At 76.9% G+C, this 20,223-nt stretch carries 16 protein-coding genes; 9 read left to right on the forward strand and 7 right to left on the reverse strand.

Annotation, left to right across the window (positions count from 1 at the left end; translation table 11 throughout):
- Positions 1-205 precede the first annotated feature (205 nt).
- The gene (locus tag FHR78_RS06455) at positions 206-3,679 is read right to left on the reverse strand and encodes an AAA family ATPase (RefSeq protein ID WP_166759591.1); all 3,474 of its coding nucleotides are present in this window, start codon (positions 3,677-3,679) and stop codon (positions 206-208) included.
- Positions 3,676-4,857, reverse strand: a complete 1,182-nt coding sequence (locus FHR78_RS06460) for an exonuclease SbcCD subunit D C-terminal domain-containing protein (protein ID WP_166759592.1) — start codon at positions 4,855-4,857, stop codon at positions 3,676-3,678. The genes FHR78_RS06455 and FHR78_RS06460 overlap by 4 nt, the downstream gene beginning before the upstream one ends.
- Positions 4,858-5,016: 159 nt before the next feature.
- On the opposite strand from FHR78_RS06460, the gene FHR78_RS06465 reads away from it, so the two are divergent.
- From FHR78_RS06465 to FHR78_RS06475, 3 genes are all read left to right on the forward strand, one after another.
- Complete coding sequence (locus FHR78_RS06465) at positions 5,017-5,625, forward strand: hypothetical protein (protein WP_166759593.1); 609 nt, start codon at positions 5,017-5,019, stop codon at positions 5,623-5,625.
- A 229-nt stretch (positions 5,626-5,854) separates the two neighbouring features.
- The gene (locus FHR78_RS06470; protein WP_208392771.1) at positions 5,855-7,012 is read left to right on the forward strand and encodes a M20/M25/M40 family metallo-hydrolase; all 1,158 of its coding nucleotides are present in this window, start codon (positions 5,855-5,857) and stop codon (positions 7,010-7,012) included.
- Positions 7,013-7,206: 194 nt separating this feature from the next.
- Positions 7,207-7,923, forward strand: a complete 717-nt coding sequence (locus tag FHR78_RS06475) for a hypothetical protein (RefSeq protein ID WP_166759594.1) — start codon at positions 7,207-7,209, stop codon at positions 7,921-7,923.
- 173 nt (positions 7,924-8,096) lie between these two features.
- On the opposite strand, the gene FHR78_RS06480 is transcribed toward FHR78_RS06475, so the two are convergent.
- From FHR78_RS06480 to FHR78_RS06500, 5 genes are all read right to left on the reverse strand, one after another.
- The gene (locus FHR78_RS06480; RefSeq protein ID WP_166759595.1) at positions 8,097-9,125 is read right to left on the reverse strand and encodes an LLM class flavin-dependent oxidoreductase; all 1,029 of its coding nucleotides are present in this window, start codon (positions 9,123-9,125) and stop codon (positions 8,097-8,099) included.
- Between the two features lie 188 nt (positions 9,126-9,313).
- The gene (locus tag FHR78_RS06485; protein ID WP_166759596.1) at positions 9,314-9,928 is read right to left on the reverse strand and encodes a hypothetical protein; all 615 of its coding nucleotides are present in this window, start codon (positions 9,926-9,928) and stop codon (positions 9,314-9,316) included.
- A gap of 160 nt (positions 9,929-10,088) precedes the next feature.
- Positions 10,089-10,757, reverse strand: a complete 669-nt coding sequence (locus FHR78_RS06490; protein ID WP_166759597.1) for a hypothetical protein — start codon at positions 10,755-10,757, stop codon at positions 10,089-10,091.
- A gap of 9 nt (positions 10,758-10,766) precedes the next feature.
- On the reverse strand, positions 10,767-11,351 hold the full coding sequence (locus FHR78_RS06495) for a DUF6611 family protein (RefSeq protein WP_166759598.1): 585 nt from the start codon (positions 11,349-11,351) through the stop codon (positions 10,767-10,769).
- Complete coding sequence (locus tag FHR78_RS06500) at positions 11,348-11,854, reverse strand: hypothetical protein (protein ID WP_166759599.1); 507 nt, start codon at positions 11,852-11,854, stop codon at positions 11,348-11,350. The genes FHR78_RS06495 and FHR78_RS06500 overlap by 4 nt, the downstream gene beginning before the upstream one ends.
- A 267-nt stretch (positions 11,855-12,121) precedes the next feature.
- Between FHR78_RS06500 and FHR78_RS06505 the strand changes: the two genes are divergently transcribed.
- The 6 genes from FHR78_RS06505 to FHR78_RS06530 all read left to right on the forward strand — a co-directional run bounded on the left by FHR78_RS06505 (position 12,122) and on the right by FHR78_RS06530 (position 20,022).
- Positions 12,122-14,248 carry a serine hydrolase domain-containing protein gene (locus FHR78_RS06505; protein ID WP_166759600.1) on the forward strand — a complete coding sequence of 709 codons (2,127 nt, stop codon included), beginning with the start codon at positions 12,122-12,124 and terminating at the stop codon, positions 14,246-14,248.
- A 65-nt stretch (positions 14,249-14,313) separates the two neighbouring features.
- Positions 14,314-15,693: a sensor histidine kinase gene (locus tag FHR78_RS15600; RefSeq protein WP_347878076.1), complete on the forward strand. Its 1,380-nt coding sequence runs from the start codon at positions 14,314-14,316 to the stop codon at positions 15,691-15,693.
- Positions 15,690-16,451: a response regulator gene (locus tag FHR78_RS06515; RefSeq protein ID WP_166759602.1), complete on the forward strand. Its 762-nt coding sequence runs from the start codon at positions 15,690-15,692 to the stop codon at positions 16,449-16,451. Before FHR78_RS15600 ends, FHR78_RS06515 begins: the two co-directional genes overlap by 4 nt.
- 111 nt (positions 16,452-16,562) lie before the next feature.
- On the forward strand, positions 16,563-17,015 hold the full coding sequence (locus tag FHR78_RS06520; RefSeq protein ID WP_166759603.1) for a VOC family protein: 453 nt from the start codon (positions 16,563-16,565) through the stop codon (positions 17,013-17,015).
- A 189-nt stretch (positions 17,016-17,204) separates the two neighbouring features.
- On the forward strand, positions 17,205-18,377 hold the full coding sequence (locus FHR78_RS06525) for a glycosyl hydrolase family 18 protein (RefSeq protein WP_166759604.1): 1,173 nt from the start codon (positions 17,205-17,207) through the stop codon (positions 18,375-18,377).
- A gap of 166 nt (positions 18,378-18,543) precedes the next feature.
- Complete coding sequence (locus tag FHR78_RS06530) at positions 18,544-20,022, forward strand: alpha-amylase family glycosyl hydrolase (RefSeq protein ID WP_347878077.1); 1,479 nt, start codon at positions 18,544-18,546, stop codon at positions 20,020-20,022.
- Positions 20,023-20,223: the final 201 nt, after the last annotated feature.

Raw genomic sequence — 20,223 nt, forward strand, 5'->3', positions numbered from 1 at the left:
GGCGCTCTCGAGCGCCCGGTCGCGACGGACCCGCCCGTTCTCTATGTGCCGGGCCGGCCGGGCGCCAGGCGCCGGCGCCGGGCCGGCAGGGCCGGACCGGCAGGGCGCCTGTCCAGGCCGGGCTGCCGGGCCGGGCCTGGCCGCCGGGCACCTGGCCGGGCCGGGCGCTGGGCCGGCCGCCGGGCGGCCGGGCAGCCGGCCGGCGCTAGGCGCCGACGGTCGTGCGCAGGGTGGACGAGCCGTCGGGCAGGCGCCGCACCTCGATGCGGTCGGCGATGCGCTGCTTGAGCTCGTCGACGTGACTGACGATGCCGATGACCCGACCGGTGTCGGAGAGGCGCCCGAGCTCGGTCATGACCGCGTCGAGGGTCTCGGGGTCGAGCGAGCCGAAGCCCTCGTCGACGAACAGCGTGCCGAGCTCGAGCCCGCCGGCCTCGGCCTGCACGACGTCGGCCAGCCCGAGGGCGAGGCTCAGCGACGCGTAGAACGTCTCGCCGCCCGAGAAGCTGGCGGGGTCGCGCGTGGTGTCGGTCGCGTGGTCGCGGATCGAGAGGGCCAGGCCGACCCGACGCGACCGTGACCGCTGCTCGCGCTCGTCCGACGCCTCCAGCGCGTAGCGTCCGCTCGACATGACGCTCAGCCGGGCGCTGGCCGCGGCGACCACGTCGTCGAAGCGACGCAGCAGCACGTAGGTGCCGAGCGTCACGCCCTTGACGTTGGCCTGGCCGGTCGCGCTCGCGAGGTCGGCCATGCGGACGACGGCTCGGGCGCCGTCGGCGACCTCGGCCCCGGCCCGCTGGGCCCGGCGCAGGTCGTCGAGCGCGGACGTCGAGGCGGACGCCCTCGCGGCGCGACGCGTCGCGACGGAGGCGGCCTGCTCGAACGCGAGCTCGGCCTCGGCCAGGGCGGCCCGGGCGGCGTCGACGTCGGCGTCCTCGTCGCCGGAGAGCCCGGAGACCGCGGGGTCGGCGAGACCGGAGGTCACCACGGCCAGGTCGGCCTCGTGCCTCGTGACGCGTCGCCGCAGCGCATCGCGGTCGGCGGCCGACACGGCGGCCCCAGCTGCCGCGGCCGCATCAGCGAACCCCGACTCGGCCAGGGCGTCGGACAGCTCGTCGGCACGCTCGACCGCGGCGGAGACGGCGGCCTCGTGCGCGTCGACGGCCGCGAGGAGGCGCTCGGCGGCCTCGACACGGAGGCGTCGGCCCGCGACGAGGTCGGACACGGAGCCCGCCGAGCCCGCCAGCGCGACCTCGACCACCGCGGAGTCGTCGTCGAGACGGCGGCGTTCGCCGGTCAGCCGCTCGGCGAGCGCCGCGTGCTCGGCCACGAGGGACGCGAGCGCGGCCCGGTCGCGCTCGGTGCGGGCGTCGACCTCGACCAGGGCGCGCTCGGCGGCGGCGAGCACCTGCTCGGCGGCGACCGCGTCGTCGACCGCGACGCGGGCGGACTCGACGGCGGCCCGTGCGGCGTCGGGTCCGAGGTCGCCGAGCGAGGCCCGGGCGTCGTCGCGTCGGGCCTCGGCCGCGGAGGCGAGCTCGCCGGCACGGCGCTGGACGTCCTGGGCGGCGCGGGCCCGGGCGGCGGCGGCATCGACGTCGTCGTCCGTCGGGTGGTCGTCGGTGAGGCCCGCCGGGGCAGGGTGCTCGACGGAGCCGCAGACCGGGCAGGGGTCGCCCGTCGTGAGGTTGGTGGCCAGCTGACCGGCGACCCCGGCGATCTGGCGCAGGCGGAGCGCCGACTCCGCCTCGACCGCGGCCACCGCGTCTCGGCTGGCCCCGGCGAGCGCCGCCGCGGCCTGCTCGGCGTCGCGGTCGAGCCCGGCCGCCCGGTCGAGGGCGGCGACCCGCTGCTCGGCGATCGTCAGGGCCTGCTCGGCCGACGCGCGTCCGCCGACGCGCCGGGCCGCCGCGTCACGGTCGTCGACGAGCTGCCCCCGCGCGGCGGGCCGGGCCGCGAGCTCGGCCTCGGCGGCGCCCCGGGCGTGCTCGAGGGCGGCGATCCGTGACTCCGTCGCCTCCACGGCGGAGCGTCGGGCAGGCAGCCCGGCCTCGACGCGAGCCGTCTCGGCGAGGAGCGCGAGCTCGGACCGGAGGGCGTCCCGCTCGGCCGCGAGCGCCGAGCGCAGGGCGTCGCGCTCGGCCGCACGGGCTGCGCCGCCCGGCTCGGAAGCACTCGGCTCGGCGACCCCGGCGACCGGGTCTGAGTCGGCTGAGTCTGTGTCGGCTGCGGCTGCGTCGGCTGCGCCTGTGTCGGCTGCGGCTGCGTCGGCTGCGTCCCCGGCGGCGGCGACCCCGGCGTCGGCTGCGTCTGCGTCGGCTGCGTCGGCTGCGGCTGTATCGGGTGCGGCTGTATCGGGTGCGGCTGCGTCGGCTGCGTCCCCGGCGGCGGCGACCCCGGCGACGGAGGCCGCGCGGACGGCCCGCGCCAGCTCGTCCGCGGTCGTTCCCCGCGCCTCCTCGGCTCGTGCCGCACCGCGCGCGGCACCGGTCACGAGGTCGGCACGGGCGGCGGCGTCGAGCCTCGCGCGGTCGGCGAGCACGGCTGGCTCGGCCGCCTCGAGCTCCGCCGCCCGGGCGAGCAGCGCGGCCCGGCGCTCGAGGGCGTCGCGGACTCGACGGCGCGCGTCGAGGTCGGCCCGTCGCTCGTCGCGTCGCACGGCGAGGGCGTCGCGCGCGGCGAGGGCGGCGTCGGCCACGGCGGAGAGATCGGCGACGACGGCGTCGGGATCGGACTCGGGCCCGCCGTCGAGGCGCGTGGCCAGGTCGCGGACTGCCCGGGGCCCGGAGGTCGGCTGCGGCGGCACCAGCCCGCCGTCGCCCGACGCGGCGGCGGCTGCGGCACCGGCCGGCTCGGCGTCTCCCGGACCCGTCAGCACGTCCGCACCCAGGGCGCCGTCGGCGTCGACGAGATCGTTCGCCCCCAGGGCGCCGCCCTCGTGAGCAACGTCAGCGACGGCGAGATGGGCGACATCGGCGGCGCGCAGCTCGTCGTCGCCGCCGACCCCTGCGGCCTCGCGCAGTCGCGCCCAGCCGAGCTCGACCGCGTGGTCGGCGGCCGCGACCGCCGTGTTGGCCGATCGGCGGGCCTCGACGAGCTGGGCCGTCGTCGCCTCGTAGATCTCGGTGCCGAAGAGGGACTGCAGCATGGTGCGCCGCTCTTCGCCCGTCGACCGCAGGAACGCCGCGAACTCGCCCTGCGGCAGCACGACGGTCTGGACGAACTGCTGCCGGCTGAGCCCGAGGATGCGGCCGATCTCGCCGCCGACCTCTTGCGTGCTCGTCGAGACGACCTCGCCCGAGGTCGCGTCGGGCGAGGTCAGGCGCACCAGCGTGGCCGTCGCGTTCGCCGGGGTCGTGCCCGTGCCGCTCTTCTTCGGCCGACGCCAGGCAGGGGTGCGGCGCACCCGGTGGATGCCCGCCGCCGTCTCGAAGACGAGCTCGACGAACGGCTCGACCTCGGGTGCGGCGTGGTGGCTGCGCAGGCGGTCGCGACTCGCGCCCTCGCCGGCGAGCGAGCCGTACAGCGCGAAGACGATCGCGTCGATGACCGTCGACTTGCCGGCGCCCGTCGGCCCCTCGAGCAAGAACGTGCCGGACGCGCCGAGCTCGGCGAAGTCGACGGTGTGCTCGCCGGCGTACGGGCCGATCGCGCGGAAGGTCAGGCGGTGCAGGTTCACGCGGACTCCTCGGCGGAGCGGGCGGACTCGTAGGCGTGCCGCACGACCGCGAGCTCGGTGTCGGTCGCGGCGGCGCCCGAGGCGAACGCGACGAAGTCGGCGGCCACCTCGAGCGGGTCGGTCTCGGCCGTGACGAGCCGCAGCGCCGGGGCGTCGACGGCGCCGACGGGCTCGTGCAGCACGACGAGGGCGTGCGGGAAGTGCTGCCGCACCCGGCTGTAGAGCCGCTCGGGGTGCACGGGGTCGGTGACGTGCACGCGCAGCCACGCGTCGCGCAGGGCGTCGTGACGGCCGTCGAGCAGGTGCTCGAGCGTGTCGGTGACCTCGGCGAGGCGCCGCGGGACGGGAGCGGGCACGAGCTCGACGGTGGCGCCTCCTTCGCTGTCGAGGTCGACCAGGGCCGTCGACTTGACGTGGCCGAGCTCGCCGAACGAGAAGGCCACGGGCGACCCCGAGTAGCGGATCACCGGCCGCTCGCCCCGTGACGCCCCGATGCGCTGGGCGCCGTGCAGGTGGCCGAGGGCGACGTAGTCGACCCCGTCGAGCACCGCCGAGGGCACCGAGTCGACGCCGCCGACGCGGATGTCGCGCTCGCTCTCGCTCGCCTCGCCCCCGCTGACGAACGCGTGCGCGACGACGACCGACCGCGTGCCGGGGCGCCCGGCCAGGTCGGCCCGCACGCGCTGCATCGCCGCGGCCACGACGGCCTCGTGCGACCGCGGCAGCGGCGGTCGCTCGCCGTCGACCGCCTCTGCCGGGGCCAGCGTGTGCCGCACGGTGTCGGGGTCGAGGTACGGCAGCCCGTAGAAGGCGACCGGCCCGTGCTCGTCGTCGACCACGACCGGCTCGTCGAGCGACTCGACGGACGCGAGCACGTGCAGCCCCGGCCGCATCAGCTCGGCGGCGAAGCCGAGCCGCACCGCGCTGTCGTGGTTGCCCGGCGTCACGACCACGACCGCGTGCTCGCTGAGCCGCCGCAGGGCCGAGCCGAGGAGGCGGACGCTGGGCACCGAGGGGACGGCCCGGTCGTACACGTCGCCCGCCACGACCACGACCTGCACCTCGCGCTCGACCACGACCTCGACGAGGTGGTCGACGAACGCGGCCTGGTGCTCGAGCAGGTCGACCCCGTGCAGGGTGCGGCCGAGGTGCCAGTCGCTGGTGTGCAGGATGCGCACGGTCGTCCTCTCGTCGTGTCGGCTCGGGGTGGTCGCCCGGGCCGGGCGGGTGGGTCGCCGTCACTGTAGCGGCGGCCCCCGACACCGCGGGGCGGGCCCGTCACCGTCCCGGGGCCGTGCCCGGGCCCAGGCCCGGGCGGTTCCCGTAGCCTCGACCGCATGTCCGACGCCGACGCCACCTGGGTCGAGTTCGCCGACGCCCCGAAGCAGCAGGCGTTCCTGCGCGTGATGCGCACCGCCCTGCCGGTCGCGGTGCTGCTGGGCACCGCGACCGCCTTCTTCTCGAAGTCGGGCGACTCCCCGGTCGAGCTCTTCGGCCCGATCGCGGTGCCGATCTGGTTCGTCGGCTGGAGCACCGTCGCGGCGATCACCTGGAACGTGGTGCTGCGCCTCTCGCGCCCGTTCGCGGTCGACGTGGCCGGCCGGCGCCTCCGCATCCGGGGCAGGGTCGTCGCGTTCGAGCAGGTCGACTCCGCCGAGCTGGTGCCCCTGCAGAACGACGACCGCTCCGGGCTGCTGCTGAAGTTCGGGCAGGCGAAGGGGCGCACGGCGACGGTGCTGCTGCGCGACCGCGCCGAGCCCGTGCTCGACGACGAGCGTCGTGAGCTGCTGCTCGCCGTCGTCCGCGGGTCGTCCATCGCCCGGCCGGTCAGCCCGCACGACCCGACCGGGGCGTTCGGTCGGTACAACTTCCCCGGCACGCTCGACAAGGCGGGGGCCGAGCAGGTCGTGCTGCGGCCTCCCACCCCGGGCGAGCCCGCTCCCTGACCGCGCCGGCCCGCCTCGCGCCCGGCCCGGAGCCGGTCCCCGCTCGGCGCACCGCTCGGCCTACCGCTCGGTCATGCGTCGCTCCTCCACAGCGACCCCGCGGGCACCGGGCGCCCCCAGGCGGACGGGACCGGCGGGCGGTGACGACCCGCGCCTCCTACCCTGGGGTGGCGTCCTCCCGCCGAGCGACGTCGGCGTCCCCGCCGCCCGCTCCCCCGGAGGCACTCCTGTGACAGACCTCGACATCCCCGCCCTGCGCGACCGCATCGAGCAGCGGCGTGAGGCGATGGTGGCCGACCTCGTGTCGTACGCGTCGCTCGAGACGCCCTCCGACGACGTCGACCTGCTCGCCCGCGGCCTCGACTGGATCGAGCAGTGGCTCGGCCGCACGGTCGGCCCTCCCGCCGAGCGCCGCGTGCACGCCGTCGAGGGCTACGGCGACACCGTGACGCTCGAGTACCCGTCGCCGACCGGGTCGAGCGAGTGGGTCTCGGCGCTCTGCCACTACGACACCGTCTGGGCCGAGGGCACGCTCGCCGAGTGGCCCGTCGTCATCGACGGCGACCGCATGACGGGTCCCGGCGTCTTCGACATGAAGTCCGGGCTGATCCAGCTCGGGCACGCGCTGGCCGCCGCCGACTCGCTCGGGCTGCCCCGGCCGGGCGTGCGCCTGCTGCTCAACGGCGACGAGGAGATCGGCAGCCTCGCGTCGCGTCCCGCGATCGAGCGCGAGGTCTCCCGAGGAGGCGCGGTGCTCGTCTTCGAGTCCGCTGCCGAGGGCGCCGTCAAGACCGCCCGCAAGGGCGTGGGCATCTTCGAGGTCGAGACGTTCGGCGTCGAGGTGCACGCCGGGCTGCACCCGCGGTCGGGCGCGAGTGCGATCGACGAGATGGCGCGCGTCGTGCTCGAGCTGCACGGGGCGGCCGACATCGACGCCGGCACCTCGCTCAACGTCGGCATCGTGCAGGGCGGCACGCGCACCAACGTGCGCGCCGGTCACGCCCGGGCGTCGGTCGACGTGCGGGTCACGTCGTCCGACGAGGCCGCCCGTGTCGAGCAGGTGCTCGCCGCCCTCGCACCGCACGACCCGCTCGCGCGCGTGCAGGTCACCGGCGGCTGGAACCGTCCGCCGATGGAGCGGACCGAGGCGACGGCCGCGCTCTACGGACGCGCCGCGGCCGTGGCCGAACGGCTCGGCTTCGAGCTGCGCGAGGTGTCGGTCGGCGGCGCCAGCGACGGCAACTTCGCGGCCGCGCTCGGCTGCGCCGTGCTCGACGGCGTCGGCGGGGTCGGCGGCGGCGCCCACGCCCGCCACGAGTGGATCAGCCTCGGCGGCATGGTCGAGCGCACCGAGTTCGTCGCGGCGCTGTTCGTCGAGCTGAGCTGAGCTGAGGCGCGCTGAGCTAGGCCGGGGCGACGGGCCGGACGGTGCAACGGGCCGGGACCCTGCGCAGGGGCGTGACCGGATCGTGACCGGACGCGGAGGTTCGTCATCCTCGGGGAGGACGGAGCGCCTCCTCGTGCTCGCTACCGTGAGGCAGGCGCCCCGACAGGAGGGGCGCCGGGACCGAGGGGGACGCCATGACCGGCCGTCGACGCACCACCACGCTGGGGGCCGCCGCCCTCGCCTCCGCCGCGCTCATGGTGCTCACCGGGTGCGCGGGCGGCGCCGGCGACGACGTCGCGGCCGGCCCGACCGAGACCGTCGCCGTGCCGACGCCCACGGCGACGCCGGGCAGCTCGGCCTCGCCGGCCCCGACGGCGTCCGACTCGCCCGCGCCCTCGACCGCGCCGAGCGAGACGCCCGAGGCGGCGCCCGTCGTCACGATCCCGACCGACTGCACGCAGATCGTCGACGGCGCGACCGCCGCCGCCACGTTCGGCGACCTGCCGCTCAACCCTAAGGGGATCCCCCGGCGCGACGGCACGGTCCGCGGGGCGCGCACGCCGTCCGTCCCCGAGGCCGGTGCCCAGCCGTTCCAGATCGTCGACGCGGCCGCCGAGCTCGACTGCTACTGGCGCGACCCGGAGGCCGACGTCACCGGCATCGGGGTGTCCCTCGGGCGTCTCGACCAGCCCACCGCCGCCTCCCTGCTCGACCAGGTCGCCGCCTCCGGTGCGACGTGCCAGGAGGCGCACGGCGGCCAGCTCTGCCAGCAGCCCCTCGACGTGGCCGAGTACCCGATCGAGGCGGCGCAGACGTGGTTCGTCCGCGGCGACCTGTTCATCGCCGTGGAGCAGTTCAACGTGCCCACGAACGACCTGATCGGGTCGATGCTCACGCACCTGTCGCGCTGAGGCGCGGCGCGCGCCCGTGCCGCACGGTGCCCGTGCAGCGCGCGGTGCCCGGGCCGCGCGCCCGACCGTGCCGCACGCCCGACACCGTCGAGTGAACGGAACACCGAGATAGTGGGCGGTGTTCCGTTCACTCGGCGGTGTCAGGAGGGGTGCGCGGCGCGCGGGCGCGGGGGTCAGCGCGGGGGCGCCGCCGGCGACCAGCCGAGCTCGGGGCCGAGGTGCTCGGCGAGGTCGGTGAGGATCTGCGCGTAGTCGTCGGGCTCGAGGGAGAAGGGCAACGCGAAGGCGACCTCGTCGACGGCCTGGTAGGCCGGGTCGGCGTGCAGCGCGTCCGCGATCTCGGCCGAGGTGCCGACCAGGTCGGCCGCGAAGAGCATGCCCGCCGGGCCCTGCGGCACGCCGACCCGCCCCGCCCGCGACTCGGCGTAGGCGGCGTACCGGGCCCGCTGCTCGGGCGTGGCCGAGTCGGTCGGCACGACGACGAGCCCCTGCGACACCCGCGCGGAGGCGCCCGCCGGGTGGGCGTCGCGGTACGCGTCGATCTGGGCGCGCTGGTTCACGGCGAAGTCGGTGCCGTGCTCGGCGCGGGTCACGCTCGACGTGAGCAGGTGGAACCCGTTCTCGCCCGCCCACACCGCCGACCGGGTGCTGCCGACGCCGCACCAGAGCCGGTCGACCAGGCCGGGGCTGTGCGGCTGCACGGTGTCGGAGAACTCCTCGATGCCGCGGCGGCCCGGCGACGCGCTGACGACGTCGCCCCGCACGAGGTCGCGGAGGCGCAGGAGGCGGTCGTCGCCGAGGTCCTCCTGGGCGGCGGTGTCCGGATAGATCGCGTCGCGGTACAGGTCGAAGTTCATGGGCGTGCCCGACGAGAAGCCGGGGTTCAGCCGGCCGCCGAGCAGCACGTCGACGGTGCCGAGGTCCTCGGCGAGACGGAACGGGTTCTCCGCGCCGATCGGCGTGACGGCGGTGCCGAGCTCGATGCGGCTGGTGCGCTGCGAGGCCGCGGCCATGATCGCGACCGGCGACGAGATGCCCGGCTGGAGGTGCCGGTGGCGCAGCCACGCGCTGTCGAGGCCGAGCTGCTCGCCGCGCTCGATGACGCGCAGGGTGTCCTCGTGGCCGGCGGCCGGGGACGCGGGGTCGAACGACCCGATCGTGAGGAAGCCGAGACGCTGCAGGGGGGAACCGTGGACGGGCATGCCCCGAGTCTCGCAGGCGGCACGGCCTCACGGCCCGCGCCCCGCAGGCCCGGCCCGCTCCCCGCAGACCCGGCTCGCCCCCCGCAGAACCACGTTCCGTTCACCGAACCACGGTGCAACGGGGTTCGGTGAGCGGAACGGGGTTCGGCGCTGTGCGAGGCGGGCGCCCGACCCGGCCGCGCGGGCCGCTAGAGCTCCCAGTAGGGACGCGCCCGTCGGGCCGCCGCGTCCAGCTCGAGGTGGTCGAAGCGGTGCCGCGTCTCGGCGATGCCGAACTCGGGCCAGACGATCACGAGGTCGATCGGGCCGTCGGCGGGCAGCGGCCAGAGCCAGAGCGTGCTCGTCGCGGTCATGATCCGGTCGTCGCCCGACCCGCCGTGGGGCGCGAGCGACAGCACCGGGCCGACGGGCGCCTCCGTGTGGTCGCCGTCGAAGAAGTGGCCGGGCCCCGCGATCGCCGTGGCGCCGTCGGCCAGCTCGACCCCGAAGCGGAGGCCGTCGGAGGCGTCGGCCAGGCCGGGCCGGAAGCGCCCGCCCTCGAAGCGGTCGACCAGGGCGGCCCAGGCGCGGCGCCCCTGCTGCGGGTTCCGCAACACCGACTCGATCTCGAACGAGACGCCGGAGGGGTGCACCGCGACGCCCGTCACGGCGACCGCGACCTCGTCGGTGCGGGCGAGCAGGGCGGCCTCGGGGAGGCGCCCCGGCAGCCAGGCGGGCGGCGGCTGCGTCCAGGCCGGCGGCACCCACACCTCCTCGGGCTGGTCGTCGTCGTCGGTCGGCGGCACCTCGGGGAAGAAGGACATGGCCCACCTCACCACGTCGGACGGGACGGCGCCCGAACGACCGCCCAGGCAGCCGCTACACCCCGAAAACGGCATCACACCCCGGGAAAAGGGGGTGTGATGCTGGTTTCGGGGTGTGCCGCGGGATCGAGGGCGCGGCGCGCCGCTCAGGCGGCGGCGCTCACCACGACGCGGGCAGCGGCGCCCCGGGCGGCGGCGGCTGCTCCACGAGGGCGACGGCGTCGTCGAGCCCGACGTGGCCGGGGAAGTTGTAGCGCCCGAAGCGCCCCGTCGGGTCGTTCGACGAGGTCGGCATCGTGACGGAGGTGCGGCGCAGCGCCTCCGCGAGGACCTCCGTCGAGGTGTCGTCGAGGCGGGGGCCCCGCCGGTCGCGCAGGATGATCTCGACCCGCGCCTCCTTCGCGGTCAGGCGGAGCACGAGCACGTCCGACCGCAGGGCCGGGTCGAGCGGGACGAGCGCCCGGTCGACGTGTGCGAGCGCGAGGGTGCGCCGACCCGCGCGCAGCTCGTCGGTGTCGAGGTTCACGAAGGGCTGCGGGTAGATCGCGTTGCGGACGGCCGTCACGGCGACGAAGAGCGCCACGACGAGGGCGACGCCGAGCAGCAGGTTGCTGGGGAACGGCACGACGTCGACGAAGAAGCCGCCGGCCTGCGAGCCGAACCAGACGAGCGTCACGACGAAGAACACCGCACCGTAGCCGGCCCACCCCGACAGCCAGTCGCGCTCGCCGATCCGCACCCAGCCCGCGGGGAACACGGCGGCGGCCCCGTCAGAGGACGAGGAGGCGGCGGGCTCGGAGGCCTCGTCGGGCGCGTCGGGATCGCTCACACCACGACGCTAGCGCGGCGCGGCGGCGGGCGGCCCGGCGGGCAGCGCCTCCCAGACCTCTCCCCAGAGCGCCTCGAAGCGGGCGGGCGTGATCCGGCCGGCGGCGGCGTCGCGCTCGACGGCGACCAGCCGCGCGGCCGTCGCCCGGACCCGCGCGGCGTCGCCCACGACGACGAGCCCCGACGGCGTGCAGGTCGACGAGGCGGTCAGCTCGCGCACCGACCCGCGCACGCGCCGCGTGCCGAGCTCGAGCGAGGCCGCCCCCGCGACCCAGACCGCCGCGGCCGCGAGCGCGGCGACCGGCGGGGCGACCTCCGCGGCGATCGCGACCAGCAGGCACACGGCCGCCAGGACGGCGCCGGCGGCCGGCCAGACCTGACGGACGTGCAGGAGGCGGCGGTCGGCCGGGGTCGTGCCGGGCCGGTTCACGCGCAGGGTCACCTGCTGCACGACGGTCGACCGGGCCGGCGACCGGTCGACCGAGCCCCAGACGTGGCTGCCGTCGACGGCGTCGTGCACGAGGTGCCGCACGGCGTCGGCCGGGTGCACGCCCGGGCGCGCCGCGGCGTGCGCCGCCGGGTGCTCGGCCGTCACCGCGACGCCGCCCGCCGGACCCGGCCGACCGTGACGTCGCCCGGGCACGGCACGGCCAGGAGGTCGCCCGCGCGCAGGTCGGCGGGCAGGTCGACGACGGCGACGGACGGCCCGTCGTCCTCGAGGCCGACCACGACCGCGACGTCGTGCGCCGTCGAGACGCGGCCGACGAGGCGCAGCTCGCCGAGCACGGCCGGCACGGCGCCGAGCCGGGCGTCGAGCTGCACGACGAGCGCGCCGGAGCTGTGCCGGGCCACGTGGCGCACCGCCACGACGATCGCCGTCGCGTCGTCGACGGGCGAGGGCCGCCCGCCCGAGCGGGGCAGCACGGCGGTGCCTGTGTGCACGCACGGGGTCTCGCAGAGGTCGGCGAGGCGCACGAGCGAGACGCCGTCGATGACGACGTCGTCGACGGTGGCGCGGGTGCCGAGGGGCCAGGCGTCGAGGAGGAGCGGGTCGGCGATCGAGCGCCGCATCGAGGGGAGGATGTCGGTCAGCGTCACGAGAGCGGGCGGGCCGGTCGGGGACGTCGCCGCGGCTGCCGGCCGCGGGGTGCGTGGGTGGTCATGGCTCAGTCCTACGGCCCGCGGCGGCGGGCGCCGACGGCCCTGGCGGGATCCGTGCGGCACGGGCGCCGATCCTGACGGGATCCGTGCGGGCCGCCGCCCCGGCCGGCCCGGAGGTCGCTGCCCCGCCTGCGACTCAGGTCGCAACCGAGGTCCCGACCTCCGCCCCCTGTGCCGCGGCGTCCGGTCCGCGAGCGTTGAGGCATGACATCGACACCCCTCCCGACCGCACCGCGGACGGCCCCTCGGGCCCGCCGCCTCCTGCCCCGACTCGCCGCCGCCGCGGCCGTCGTGGCCCTCTCCGTCCCCCTCGCCGCCTGCTCGGCCGGCGCGGCCGACCCGGCCGGCGCGGCCGACCCGGCCACCGCGACCGGCGCGACCTCCCCCGCCGCCGACACCGCGCCTCCTTCGGCCCCCCAGCACCAGCCCGGCGGCCGCTCCCTCACGCAGGACGACGTGGACGCCTGGCTCGACGGCGCGGTCGGCTCGGCGCTGCAGACCACCGGCATCCCCGGGGCGACCGTCTCGGTCGTGTCGGACGGCCGGCTGCTCACGGCGCGTGGCTACGGCCTCGCCGACACCGGCACCGAGGGCTCGCCGGCCCGCCCCGTCGACCCCGAGGACACCCTGTTCCGCATCGGCTCCGTCTCGAAGGTCGTCTCGGCGACCGCGATCATGCAGCTCGTCGAGCAGGGCGAGCTCGACCTCGACGCCGACGTGCAGCAGTACCTCGACTTCGACCTCGACACCCCGAAGGGCGCCGTCACCCTGCGGCACCTGCTCACGCACACCGCCGGCTTCGAGGAGGTCATCTCCGGCCTCATCGGCACGCCCGGAAGCGAGCAGACGCTCCGCGAGGCGGTCTCGGAGGCTCCCCCGGCGCAGGTCTACGAGCCCGGCACCACGCCCGCGTACTCGAACTACGGCGCCACGCTCGCGGGGTACGTCGCCGAGCGCGTCAGCGGACGTCCGTTCGCCGAGCTGGTGCAGGACGAGGTGCTCGACCCCGCCGGCATGACCTCGTCGTCGTTCGAGCAGCCGCTGCCCGCCGACCTCGACGCCCGCCTCGCCAAGGGCTACCCGGACGACTCGAAGCCGGCGTACCCGACCGAGGTCGTGAACGCCGCCCCGGCCGGAGCGATGTCGGCCTCGGCGACCGACATGGCGCGCTTCATGCTCGCCCACCTCGGCGACCTGCCCGCCGAGCAGTCGCTGCTCGAGCCCGCCACCCTCGACGAGATGCACAGCCCCGCCCTCGACGCCGACCAGCTCGGCACGCTCGCCGTCGGCCAGCGCATGGACCTCGCGTTCTTCGACGACAGCACCCCCGGCCTGCCCGCCTTCGGCCACGACGGCGACACGCAGGTGTTCCACAGCGCCATGCGGATGTTCCCCGACGCCGACGCGGGCATCTTCGTGTCGTTCAACGGCTCGGGCCGCGCCGCGACCGACACCCTCGACCTGCGCACCACGGTGCTGCAGGGCTTCGCGGACCGCTACCTGCGCGAGGCGTCCGCCGACGACGACACGACCCGAGGAGGCGCTGCCCGCTCCGACGGCACCGCCGCGGCCGCCGCGATGGCCGGCGTCTACACCTCCTCCCGCTCGCCCGTCACGAACCCCGGCGCCCTGCTCGCCCTGAGCGGCCAGACGACGATCGTCCCGCGCTCCGACGGGACCGTCGCCGTGACCCCGAAGCCGCTCGCCACCACGACCGGCGTGTACGAGCTGGTCGACGACCACCTGTGGCGCGAGGTGGGCGGCGACGCCCTGCTCGCGACGCGGACCGACGGCGAGGGCGACGACGCGACCGTGTCGGCGATCTCGTGGGGCGCCTCCTTCACGATGCTGCGGGCGCAGCCCTGGCAGGTCGCGTCGGCCGTCCTGCCGCTCGTGCTCGTCTCCGTGGCGGTGCTGCTCGTCTCGGTGGTCGCCTGGCCGACCGCGGCCCTCGTCGGCCTCGGTCGCCGCACCGGGCGCCGTGACCTCGTCGTCGCCCGACGCCCCGAGACCGGACGCCGCCGCCGCGCGCTGCTGCTCTCGCGCCTCGGCCAGGTCGCCACGCTGCTCGCGCTCGTCGGCTGGGGCATCACGGCCGTGCAGGCCATGGCGTTCCAGGACGTGTCGGCAGGGTCGCTCCGCGTGCTGCAGGTGCTGCAGCTGGCCGGCGTGGTCGCGATCGTGCCCGCCGCCGTCGCCGTCGTGCAGGCCGTCCGCGAGCGTCGGGGCTGGGCCTCGGTGACCGGACGCGTGCTCGTCGTCGCCGCCCTCGTCGCCCTGGCCGTGTTCGCGGTCACGTGGCGTCTGCTCTCCCCGAGCGTGAGCTTCTGATGCGCCGTCCACAGGGCGGGACGCCCCGCGACCGCGACGACGCCGGCACCTGGCATGCTCGGGACGTGACCTCCTCTCCCTCCCTCTCCGCGCAGCACGAGAGCCGCTCCGCGCAGCACGAGAGCACGGTGCCGGGCGCCGCCGCGACACGACGGGCGCTCGCCCGGCTCGGCGTGCGCAGCCCCCTCGGGCGCGACGTGGTCCTGGCCGCGGTCTGGACGGTCGTCACCGTCGCGCTGCTCGCCTCGCTGGTGGGGGCAGGCGAGTTCCTCGGGGCGTCGCGCAGCATCCCTGCGGCGCAGATCACGGTCGTGCTCGTGCTCGCCGTCGTGCAGTGCCTGCCGCTCGCGCTGCGACGGCGCTGGCCGGCGGCGACGCTCCTGGCGATCAGCGTGGTGCAGGCCGGCCTGCTGGCCGTGCTGCCCACGGGCCTCGCGCTCTGGACGGCGGCGCCCGTCGTCGCCGCGTACACGGTCGGCTCGCTGCTGACCACGCGCCGCACCGTCGGGGTCGTGCTCGTCGCGATCGCGGTCGAGAGCGTCGGCGCCGTCGTCGGCGCGACGGCCGTCGCCAAGCAGGCGCTCGGCGCGCAGGGCGGGCTCGGCGGCCTGGGCGGGATCGACGCCCCGGGCACGAGCGTGGTCGTCGAGGCGCTCGCGCTGGTCGCGACGGCCGTCCTCGTCAACGGGATCAGCGCCTCCGTCGGCTCGTGGGTCGCCCTGCGACGTCGGCACGAGAGCGACAGCCGGGCACGGGCCGCCGAGTCGGTCGAGCACCAGGCGACGCTGACCCGGTCGGCCGTGGCCGCCGAGCGCACCCGCATGGCCCGCGAGCTGCACGACATCGCCGCGCACCACCTCACCGGGCTCGTCGTGCAGGCGGGCGCCGCCGAGCGCCTCGTCGACGTCGACCCCGAGCGCGCGAAGCAGTCGCTGCGCAGCGTCCGCTCGCAGGGCCGCGAGACGCTCGACTCGCTGCGGTCGATCGTGGGCATCCTGCGCGAGACCGGCGACGGAGCCGACGGCACGGCCCCCGTGCCCGGGCTGCGCGACGTCGGAGAGCTCGTCGCCGCGGCCCGCACGGCCGGCACCGCCGTCGACGAACAGGTCGACGGCGAGCTGCCCTCGCTGGCGCCGCTCGCCGACGTCACCGCCTACCGCACCGTGCAGGAGGCGCTGGCCAACGCCCGCAGGCACGCCCCCGACGCCCCGGTGCAGCTGACCACGACCGCCCGGCCGGGCCGGCTCGTGCTCGTCGTCGAGAACGAGGTGCCGTCCCGGCCCGCGAGCTCGGCCCCGGCGGGCTACGGCCTCGTCGGGATGCGCGAGCGCGCGGCGCTCGTCGGCGGGCTGCTCGAGGCCGGCCCGACCGGCACGGGCACCTGGCGGGTGCGGCTCGAGCTGCCGGTCGAGGCCGAGCGCGTCGTGGGCGGGAGCGCCTCGTGATCCGGGTCGTGCTCGTCGACGACCAGTCGATCGTGCGGGCCGGGTTCCGCATCGTCCTCGAGACCGCAGGAGGCGTCGAGGTCGTCGGCGAGGCCTCCGGCGGCCGCGAGGCGGTCGAGGTCGTGCGGCGCACCCGTCCCGACGTGGTCGTGATGGACGTCCGCATGCCCGGCGGCGACGGCATCGAGGCGACGCGCGTGATCACGAGCGAGGCGGCGGGCGACGGCGGCTTCGGCGGGGGCGACGGCGACGGCGCTGGGGGCGCAGGCGGCGCGGGCGCAGGCGGTGCGGGCGCCGGCGGGGCCGCGGGCGCGGCCGCGTCGGACGGCCCGCGCGGCCCCGCCGTGCTCGTCGCCACGACGTTCGACCTCGACGAGTACGTCTTCGGCGCCCTCGAGGCCGGGGCGAGCGGCTTCGTGCTCAAGGACGCCGAGCCCGACGAGTTCGTCGCCGCGGTGCGAGCGCTCGCGTCGGGCCGCGCCGCGATCGACGGCGCGACCACCCGCCGGGTCATCGCGGAGTTCACGCGACGGCGGGCCGCCTCCTCGTCCGGGGCCTCGGTCGACGTGCTCACGCCCCGCGAGCAGGAGATCGTGCGGCTGCTCGGCGAGGGCCTGTCGAACGACGAGATCGGCGAGCGGCTCGTCATCGAGACGAGCACCGTGAAGTCGCACCTGACGCGGGTGATGACCAAGCTCGACACCCGTGACCGGCTGCAGACCGTCGTCTGGGGCTACCGCTCGGGCCTGCTGCGCTGACGCCCCGGCAGGGCGGGCGGGTCCGTCGCCGACGGTCCGTCGCGACCGCCCGCCCCCGACGGACCCGCCCGCCCTCGGGCACCGTCAGGGGCAGGGGCCGATGATGGCCCGATGAACGACGCCATCGTCACGCCCCTCGGCTTCTCGCACGTGCGCCTCACGGTCACGGACATCCACCGCAGCAAGGCCTTCTACGAGCAGCTGTTCGGGATGCCCCCGGGCAGCGACTTCAGCGACCAGATCGACGACCCGACCGTCCACGACGACCCGCAGCGCACCTACGGCGGCTGCTCGTTCACGTTCGGCGGGCAGACGCTCGGGCTGCGGCCGGTCGCGCCGGCCGGCGACCGCTTCGACCCGGACAGGGTCGGCCTCGACCACCTGAGCCTGCGCGTCGGCTCCGTCGACGAGCTGTACGAGGCCGCCGAGCGGCTGGAGGCGGCGGGCATCGAGCACGGCGAGGTCACCGACCTGCCCGCCTTCGGCCTCGTGGTGCTCTCGCTGCAGGACCCGGACGACGTCAACCTCGAGCTCGCCGCTGCCCGCCCCGGCGGCCGCGCCTAGCCCGCGCCCGCACCTAGCCCGCGCCCGCGCCTGGGCCGCGGTTCGGCCGCCGAGCGACGCTCAGGTGTCGCGACGCGGGCGCTCGCCTCGCTCGAGACCCCACGACGCGTCACCTGAGCACGGCTCGACGTCGACTCGTGCGCCGGCACCCGGATGCGCGACGGCCGCGATGAGCCGTACGCTCCGACCATGACACCGAGGTCCGCCCGCCCGCGCCCGCGCCCCGGCCGGTCGACGCCGCCCGTCGCCGCCGCCACAGCCGCCGCAGCCGTCGCCGCCGTGCTCGCCCTGGTGCTGGGCGGGTGCACCTCGTCGACCGGCGCCTCCTCGTCCGAGGCGACCGGCGCCTCCTCGTCCGACGCGACGTCGAACGGCAGCACCGACGGCACCGGCCCCGCCGACGACGCGGACGCCACCCGGGCCGACGCCGCCGCTCCGGCCTTCGACGTCACGGGCTTCGTGCTCGAGGGAGCCGCCCCCGACGTCGTCGACGCGAGCGCCGCCTCCCTCGACGTGCTCGCCGTCGACGGCGTGCTGCTCGCGCCCGACGGGGCCGGCGTCGGCAGCCCGTCGTCCGAGGCCGAGGCGCAGCGCGACGCGGCGCACGCCCGCGGGCTCCAGGCGCAGCTGCTCGTGAGCAACTACGACGAGCGGCTCGGCGACTTCAGCGGCCCGCTGGCGACCGCCCTGCTGGCGAGCCCCGAGAACAGGTCCGTCGTCGTCGCCGACCTCGCCGCCGACGTCACGGTCGGCGGCTGGGACTCGCTGATGATCGACCTCGAGGGGCTCTCGGCCGACGACTCGGCGGGGCTCACCGCCCTCGTCGCCGAGCTGCGCGCCGCCATCGGCCCCGACGTGCGGCTCGACGTCGCGCTGCAGGCGTCCACCACGGTCGAGGGGTGGGCCGAGCTCGGCTACGACGTGCCGGCGCTGGCCGCGTCGGTCGACCACCTCACGCTGATGGCCTACGACCAGCACGGCCCCTGGGAGCCCGACGACCCCGGCCCCGTCGGCTCCCTCGACTGGACGATCGACTCCCTCGCGGCCCTCGCCGAGCTCGCGCCCACCGACCAGATCGTGCTCGGCGTCGCGGGCTACGGCTACCGCTGGGGCGGCGACGAGCCCGCCGGGCAGCTGTCGGACGAGGAGGCGCGCGACCGTGTCGAGGACGCCGGCGGATCCGCTCGCTGGGACTCCCGGGCCGCCGAGCAGACGGCGTCGCTCGACGGCGGCGAGGTGCTCTGGTGGTCGGACGCCCGCTCGCTCGACACCCGCGTCTCGCTCGCCCGCGGGCTCGGGCTCGCCGGGGTCGCCGTCTGGTCGCTCGACCTCAGCGACCCCGTCGAGGTCGACGCGGACTAGGGCCGGGAGCGGCGCGCCGCGCCGCGCGCGGCCCGGCGCGCCCGGCTCGCGCGGCCCTCGTCCGCCGAGGGCGGGTCTTCCGGGCCGAGGGCGGGTCGCCGCGCACCCGCCCTCGCCCCGGAACACCCGCCCTCGACCCCTCCACGCACCCGCTCACGCACCCGCTGTGGCCGACGCCGCTACCGTGGCCCGCATGCACCCGAGCACGCCGAACACCCCCGACACCCCGAACGACCCGAACACGCCCGACGCCCCGAGCACCCCGAGCACCCCGACCGACCCCGCCCGCGCCTGGACCGAGCACGTCGTGTGGTGGCACGTCTACCCCCTCGGGTTCGGCGGGGCGGACACGACCGGGGCGGACCGCTCGCCGGCACCGCGCCTCCTCGATCTCGTGCCGTGGCTCGACCACCTGCTCGCGCTGGGCGCGAACGGCCTCGCGCTCGGCCCCGTCTTCGCGTCGTCGACGCACGGCTACGACACGATCGACTGGTTCACCGTCGACCCGCGCCTCGGCACCGACGACGACCTCGCGACGCTCATCGACGCCGCCCACGCGAAGGGCGTGCGGGTGATGCTCGACGGAGTGTTCAACCACGTCGGCCCCGAGTTCCCGGCCCTGCGGGAGGCGCGGGCCGACCCGTCGTCGCCGGCCGCCTCCCTGTTCCGTCGCGACGAGCAGGGCGAGCTGGCGACGTTCGAGGGGCACGGCGGGCTGATCGCGCTCGACCACTCGTCGCCCGAGGTGGTGCGCACCGTCGCCGACGTGCTCGTGCACTGGGCCGAGCGCGGCGCCGACGCCTGGCGCCTCGACGCCGCCTACGCGGTGCCGTCGTCGTTCTGGGCCCAGGTGCTGCCCCCGCTGCGCGAGCGGCACCCCGACGTGTGGGTGGTCGGCGAGGTGCTGCACGGCGACTACGTCGCGGCCGTCCGCGAGGGAGGCCTCGACAGCGTCACCCAGTACGAGCTCTGGCAGGGCACCTGGCACAGCCTGCAGGACGTCAACCTGCACGAGCTGGCCTGGGCCCTCACCCGGCACGACGAGTTCCTCGACGCGTTCGTGCCGCTGACCTTCGTCGGCAACCACGACGTGACCCGCATCGCCAGCCAGATCGACGACGAGCGCCACCACGCCCACGCCGTCGTGCTGCTCTTCGTGCTCGGCGGGGTGCCGAGCGTCTACTACGGCGACGAGCTCGGGCTGAGGGCCGTCAAGGAGGAGCGGGTCGGCGGAGACGACGCGGTGCGTCCCGCCTTCCCTCGCTGGTCGGGCGACGACGTCGTGTCGCTCGTGGCCGGCGCCGACCCCGCCGTCCTGGCGCTGCACCAGGAGCTGGTCGGCCTCCGTCGCCGTCACCCGTGGCTGCACTCGGCGCGCACCCGCACGGTGTCGGTGGCGAACGAGTCGCTCGTGCTCGAGGTGCGGGGCGCGGGGGCCGGCTCGGGCCCGGACTCGGACTCGGGCTCGGGCTCGGGCTCGGACGAGGTGCTCGTCGTCGTGCTGAACCTCGGCGACGAGCCGCTGCGCGTCGCCGACCCTGCCCCCGCGGCCGACGGGTGGGTGGCCGGTCGTGACGCCGGGCTCGACGGCGACGTGCTCGTCGTCGGCGCGCACGGCTGGGCCGTCGTCGCCCCGCGTCGCTGACCGCCCCTCCCCTCCCCGCTGACCGCTGGCGCCCCTCCCCTCCCGCGCTGAGCGCCGGCTCCCTCCCCCCGCACCCCGGAGTGGGGGGGGGGGGGCCCCCCCCCCCGGGGGGGGGGGGCCCCCCGGGGGGGGGGGGGCGGCCCCCCCCCCCCCCCCCCCGCCCGCGGGGGGGGCGCCCCGCCGCGGGGGGGGCGGGGGGGC

It is taken from the genome of Frigoribacterium faeni (assembly GCF_011761235.1).
Classification (GTDB): domain Bacteria; phylum Actinomycetota; class Actinomycetes; order Actinomycetales; family Microbacteriaceae; genus Frigoribacterium; species Frigoribacterium faeni_A.

Coding starts and splice junctions, on each gene's coding strand:
- FHR78_RS06465 (WP_166759593.1), top strand. CDS start 5,017: ATGTCCGACGCCGACGCCACCTGGGTCGAGTTCGCCGACGCCCCGAAG.
- FHR78_RS06475 (WP_166759594.1), top strand. CDS start 7,207: ATGACCGGCCGTCGACGCACCACCACGCTGGGGGCCGCCGCCCTCGCC.
- FHR78_RS06480 (WP_166759595.1), bottom strand. CDS start 9,125: ATGCCCGTCCACGGTTCCCCCCTGCAGCGTCTCGGCTTCCTCACGATC.
- FHR78_RS06485 (WP_166759596.1), bottom strand. CDS start 9,928: ATGTCCTTCTTCCCCGAGGTGCCGCCGACCGACGACGACGACCAGCCC.
- FHR78_RS06505 (WP_166759600.1), top strand. CDS start 12,122: ATGACATCGACACCCCTCCCGACCGCACCGCGGACGGCCCCTCGGGCC.
- FHR78_RS06520 (WP_166759603.1), top strand. CDS start 16,563: ATGAACGACGCCATCGTCACGCCCCTCGGCTTCTCGCACGTGCGCCTC.
- FHR78_RS06525 (WP_166759604.1), top strand. CDS start 17,205: ATGACACCGAGGTCCGCCCGCCCGCGCCCGCGCCCCGGCCGGTCGACG.